At 52.3% G+C, this 5,982-nt stretch carries 1 protein-coding gene, 2 tRNA genes and 3 rRNA genes; all 6 read left to right on the forward strand.

Annotated features, from left to right (window positions below; translation table 11 throughout):
* The first annotated feature begins 95 nt into the window (after positions 1-95).
* The 6 genes from NQ012_RS12615 (at position 96) to NQ012_RS12640 (ending at position 5,936) form a co-directional block, all read left to right on the forward strand.
* Positions 96-1,636, forward strand: a 16S ribosomal RNA gene (locus NQ012_RS12615).
* 115 nt (positions 1,637-1,751) lie between these two features.
* Positions 1,752-1,828: transfer RNA gene (locus tag NQ012_RS12620), tRNA-Ile, on the forward strand.
* A 5-nt stretch (positions 1,829-1,833) separates the two neighbouring features.
* Positions 1,834-1,909 (forward strand) — tRNA-Ala (locus tag NQ012_RS12625).
* 350 nt (positions 1,910-2,259) lie between these two features.
* Positions 2,260-5,143: ribosomal RNA gene (locus NQ012_RS12630) — 23S ribosomal RNA — on the forward strand.
* 156 nt (positions 5,144-5,299) lie between these two features.
* Positions 5,300-5,412, forward strand: a 5S ribosomal RNA gene (gene rrf / locus NQ012_RS12635).
* The 16S, 23S and 5S rRNA genes sit together here with 2 tRNA genes alongside, the layout of an rRNA operon.
* A 224-nt stretch (positions 5,413-5,636) precedes the next feature.
* Positions 5,637-5,936 (forward strand): ComEA family DNA-binding protein, encoded by a 300-nt coding sequence (locus NQ012_RS12640; protein WP_373566657.1) that lies wholly within the window; start codon positions 5,637-5,639, stop codon positions 5,934-5,936.
* The last annotated feature ends 46 nt before the right edge of the window (positions 5,937-5,982 follow it).

Genomic DNA, 5,982 nt, shown 5'->3' on the forward strand with positions numbered 1-5,982 from the left:
GTGCCTCACACTGCGACAAAAACAGACAAGATGTAGATATATCTATTCTTTGTCGGTTTCTTTGAAGCAGACCAGAAGTTATTAAGTTAGAGATTGAACATAAGAGTTTGATCCTGGCTCAGATTGAACGCTGGCGGCATGCTTTACACATGCAAGTCGGACGGCAGCACAGAGAAGCTTGCTTCTTGGGTGGCGAGTGGCGAACGGGTGAGTAACGCATCGGAACGTACCGAGTAGTGGGGGATAACTGTCCGAAAGGATGGCTAATACCGCATACGCTTTGAGAAGGAAAGCGGGGGATCTTCGGACCTCGCGCTATTCGAGCGGCCGATGTCTGATTAGCTAGTTGGTGGGGTAAAGGCCTACCAAGGCGACGATCAGTAGCGGGTCTGAGAGGATGATCCGCCACACTGGGACTGAGACACGGCCCAGACTCCTACGGGAGGCAGCAGTGGGGAATTTTGGACAATGGGGGCAACCCTGATCCAGCCATGCCGCGTGTCTGAAGAAGGCCTTCGGGTTGTAAAGGACTTTTGTCAGGGAAGAAAAGCCCCGGGCTAATACCCCGAGGTGATGACGGTACCTGAAGAATAAGCACCGGCTAACTACGTGCCAGCAGCCGCGGTAATACGTAGGGTGCGAGCGTTAATCGGAATTACTGGGCGTAAAGCGGGCGCAGACGGTTGCTTAAGCAGGATGTGAAATCCCCGGGCTTAACCTGGGAACTGCGTTCTGAACTGGGTGACTAGAGTATGTCAGAGGGGGGTAGAATTCCACGTGTAGCAGTGAAATGCGTAGAGATGTGGAGGAATACCGATGGCGAAGGCAGCCCCCTGGGATAATACTGACGTTCATGTCCGAAAGCGTGGGTAGCAAACAGGATTAGATACCCTGGTAGTCCACGCCCTAAACGATGTCAATTAGCTGTTGGGGTACTTGATACCTTAGTAGCGTAGCTAACGCGTGAAATTGACCGCCTGGGGAGTACGGTCGCAAGATTAAAACTCAAAGGAATTGACGGGGACCCGCACAAGCGGTGGATGATGTGGATTAATTCGATGCAACGCGAAGAACCTTACCTGGTCTTGACATGTACGGAACCTTCCAGAGACGGAAGGGTGCCTTCGGGAGCCGTAACACAGGTGCTGCATGGCTGTCGTCAGCTCGTGTCGTGAGATGTTGGGTTAAGTCCCGCAACGAGCGCAACCCTTGTCATTAGTTGCCATCATTTGGTTGGGCACTCTAATGAGACTGCCGGTGACAAGCCGGAGGAAGGTGGGGATGACGTCAAGTCCTCATGGCCCTTATGACCAGGGCTTCACACGTCATACAATGGTCGGTACAGAGGGTAGCCAAGCCGCGAGGCGGAGCCAATCCCAAAAAACCGATCGTAGTCCGGATTGCACTCTGCAACTCGAGTGCATGAAGTCGGAATCGCTAGTAATCGCAGGTCAGCATACTGCGGTGAATACGTTCCCGGGTCTTGTACACACCGCCCGTCACACCATGGGAGTGGGGGATACCAGAAGTAGGTAGGCTAACCGCAAGGAGGCCGCTTACCACGGTATGCTTCATGACTGGGGTGAAGTCGTAACAAGGTAGCCGTAGGGGAACCTGCGGCTGGATCACCTCCTTTCTAGAGAAAAGAAGGGGTGCTTGGGCATTCACACTTATCGGTAAACTGTGAGACGAAGATGCGGATAAGGGTTTCGGATGGCGGATGGAGACATTTGTTGTTTGGGACACGACCTGGGTTTGTAGCTCAGCTGGTTAGAGCACACGCTTGATAAGCGTGGGGTCGGAGGTTCAAGTCCTCCCAGACCCACCATGATTGGGGGCATAGCTCAGTTGGTAGAGCACCTGCTTTGCAAGCAGGGGGTCATCGGTTCGATCCCGTTTGCCTCCACCAAAACGCTGCAAATGAAAGCGAATGAAGAAGTTTGCTTTGATTTGCGCCGTTAGGAATAAACATTCCGAATAGCGCATCGATCTTTAACAAATTGGAAAGCCGAAATCAACAAACAAAGACAATGTTGGTCGGATTGGGAAGCGTCAAAACGTGACCCGAAGGCGGTTGAGGCCGTCTGAAAAGAATCCGACCACAGTATTTGGGTGATGATTGTATCGACCGTATCCTGAAAGACAAAAGGCAGGATATGGTACACAACAAAGCAGTAAGCTTTATCAGATTAGGGAATCTAAGCTAGCCGGCTAGTCAACGGTTGGGTTAGCGAAGTCAGAAGGTTCTTCAAATGATAGAGTCAAGTGAATAAGTGCATCAGGTGGATGCCTTGGCGATGATAGGCGAAGAAGGACGTGTAAGCCTGCGAAAAGCGCGGGGGAGCTGGCAATAAAGCAATGATCCCGCGATGTCCGAATGGGGAAACCCACCGTATTCTGTACGGTATCCTTATCTGAATACATAGGATAAGAGAAGCGAACCCGGAGAACTGAACCATCTAAGTACCCGGAGGAAAAGAAATCAACCGAGATTCCGCAAGTAGTGGCGAGCGAACGCGGAGGAGCCTGTATACGATAGCCGTTGGGATAGAAGAATGACTTGGAAAAGTCAGCCATAGAGGGTGATAGCCCCGTATTTGAAATCCGAATGGTGGTACTAGGTATACGACAAGTAGGGCGGGACACGAGAAATCCTGTCTGAAGATGGGGGGACCATCCTCCAAGGCTAAATACTCATCATCGACCGATAGTGAACCAGTACCGTGAGGGAAAGGCGAAAAGAACCCCGGGAGGGGAGTGAAAGAGAACCTGAAACCTGATGCATACAAACAGTGGGAGCCCTAAGGGGTGACTGCGTACCTTTTGTATAATGGGTCAACGACTTACATTCAGTAGCGAGCTTAACCGGATAGGGGAGGCGTAGGGAAACCGAGTCTTAATAGGGCGAATAGTTGCTGGGTGTAGACCCGAAACCGAGTGATCTATCCATGGCCAGGATGAAGGTGCCGTAACAGGTACTGGAGGTCCGAACCCACGCATGTTGCAAAATGCGGGGATGAGCTGTGGATAGGGGTGAAAGGCTAAACAAACTCGGAGATAGCTGGTTCTCCCCGAAAACTATTTAGGTAGTGCCTCATGTATCACTTCCGGGGGTAAAGCACTGTTATGGCTAGGGGGTCATTGCGACTTACCAACCCATGGCAAACTAAGAATACCGGAAAGTGCAATCATGGGAGACAGACAGCGGGTGCTAACGTCCGTTGTCGAGAGGGAAACAACCCAGACCGCCAGCTAAGGTCCCCAATGACAGATTAAGTGGTAAACGAAGTGGGAAGGCCCAGACAGCCAGGATGTTGGCTTAGAAGCAGCCATCATTTAAAGAAAGCGTAATAGCTCACTGGTCGAGTCGTCCTGCGCGGAAGATGTAACGGGGCTCAAATCTGTAACCGAAGCTGCGGATGCGCTTAGCGCATGGTAGGGGAGCGTTCTGTAGGCCGTTGAAGGTGTGTTGTAAAGCATGCTGGAGGTATCAGAAGTGCGAATGTTGACATGAGTAGCGATAAAGCGGGTGAAAAGCCCGCTCGCCGAAAGCCCAAGGTTTCCTACGCAACGTTCATCGGCGTAGGGTGAGTCGGCCCCTAAGGCGAGGCAGAAATGCGTAGTCGATGGGAAACGGGTTAATATTCCCGTACTTTGATTCAATGCGATGTGGGGACGGAGAAGGTTAGGTTAGCAAACTGTTGGAATAGTTTGTTTAAGCCGGTAGGTGGAGTGTTTAGGCAAATCCGGACGCTCATAACACCGAGAAGTGACGACGAGTATCTACGGATACGAAGTAACCGATACCACGCTTCCAGGAAAAGCCACTAAGCTTCAGTTGAATCAGAACCGTACCGCAAACCGACACAGGTGGGCAGGATGAGAATTCTAAGGCGCTTGAGAGAACTCGGGAGAAGGAACTCGGCAAATTGATACCGTAACTTCGGGAGAAGGTATGCCCTTCGACGTTAAGCCCTTGCGGTGTAAGCGTTGGAGGGTCGCAGAGAATCGGTGGCTGCGACTGTTTATTAAAAACACAGCACTCTGCTAACACGAAAGTGGACGTATAGGGTGTGACGCCTGCCCGGTGCTGGAAGGTTAATTGAAGATGTGAGAGCATCGGATCGAAGCCCCAGTAAACGGCGGCCGTAACTATAACGGTCCTAAGGTAGCGAAATTCCTTGTCGGGTAAGTTCCGACCCGCACGAATGGCGTAACGATGGCCACACTGTCTCCTCCCGAGACTCAGCGAAGTTGAAATGGTTGTGAAGATGCAATCTCCCCGCTGCTAGACGGAAAGACCCCGTGAACCTTTACTGTAGCTTTGCATTGGACTTTGAAGGCACTTGTGTAGGATAGGTGGGAGGCTGAGAAGCAGAGACGCTAGTCTTTGTGGAGCCGTCCTTGAAATACCACCCTGGTGTCTTTGAGGTTCTAACCCAGGTCCGTGATCCGGATCGGGGACCGTGCATGGTAGGCAGTTTGACTGGGGCGGTCTCCTCCCAAAGCGTAACGGAGGAGTTCGAAGGTTACCTAGGTCCGGTCGGAAATCGGACTGATAGTGCAATGGCAAAAGGTAGCTTAACTGCGAGACCGACAAGTCGAGCAGGTGCGAAAGCAGGACATAGTGATCCGGTGGTTCTGTATGGAAGGGCCATCGCTCAACGGATAAAAGGTACTCCGGGGATAACAGGCTGATTCCGCCCAAGAGTTCATATCGACGGCGGAGTTTGGCACCTCGATGTCGGCTCATCACATCCTGGGGCTGTAGTCGGTCCCAAGGGTATGGCTGTTCGCCATTTAAAGTGGTACGTGAGCTGGGTTTAAAACGTCGTGAGACAGTTTGGTCCCTATCTGCAGTGGGCGTTGGAAGTTTGACGGGGGCTGCTCCTAGTACGAGAGGACCGGAGTGGACGAACCTCTGGTGTACCGGTTGTGACGCCAGTCGCATCGCCGGGTAGCTAAGTTCGGAAGAGATAAGCGCTGAAAGCATCTAAGCGCGAAACTCGCCTGAAGATGAGACTTCCCTTGTGGTTTAACCGCACTAAAGAGTCGTTCGAGACCAGGACGTTGATAGGTGGGGTGTGGAAGCGCGGTAACGCGTGAAGCTAACCCATACTAATTGCTCGTGAGGCTTGACTCTATCATTTGAAGGACTTTGAAACGGAAACGTAAACAAAGCATCAAAGATGAAGCTTACTGATGAAGATACTTCATCACCGATACACAGAATGTTGGTTAAAGAATAAATAAGCGGAGCAAAACCTCCGTAACGGCTTTTTGATTTGTACAGTTTAAGTCTGGCGGCCATAGCGGGTTGGTCCCACGCCTTCCCATCCCGAACAGGACCGTGAAACGACCCAGCGCCGATGATAGTGTGGATACCCATGTGAAAGTAGGTCACTGCCAGACACTCATTCGAAGCCCCCGGTACGGAAGTATCGGGGGCTTGTTTCATGGGAAGTGTTGCCGGGCGGCGACAATTATAACCTTAGTTACTGCTAAATTGGCGGCAAACGTTTGACCGGCCGGCGGAATGGCTTATGATGGCTGCTGCCGCCTATCGGCTATGGCGGAGACAATAACCTTTATTGCAGCCGTCCGGGCTGCGCATTATGGAGAATCTTATGAAGAACATCAAACATTATCTATTCGGTGCCCTGGCGGTACTGGCGGCACCGCTGCTGCTGGCGGCGGTGAACATCAACAGCGCGACGGCGGAGGAGCTGAAGGCGCTGCCGGGGATAGGGCCGTCGAAGGCGGCGGCCATTGTGGCGTACCGGGAGCAGAACGGGTCGTTCAAGAGTGTGGACGATTTGAAGAACGTGAAAGGGATAGGGGAAGGCATACTGGCGAAGCTGCGGGAGGAGGCGACGGTGGGGGCCAAGGAGGCGAAGAAGGCGCAGCCTGCGGTGAAAAAACCGACCGCTAAGTAGTGAAGCTGCCGGCAGGCTGCGTATGGTAACAGATGCAGAGGCCGTC

This window comes from Neisseria dentiae, assembly GCF_024580525.1.
Taxonomy (GTDB): domain Bacteria; phylum Pseudomonadota; class Gammaproteobacteria; order Burkholderiales; family Neisseriaceae; genus Neisseria; species Neisseria dentiae_A.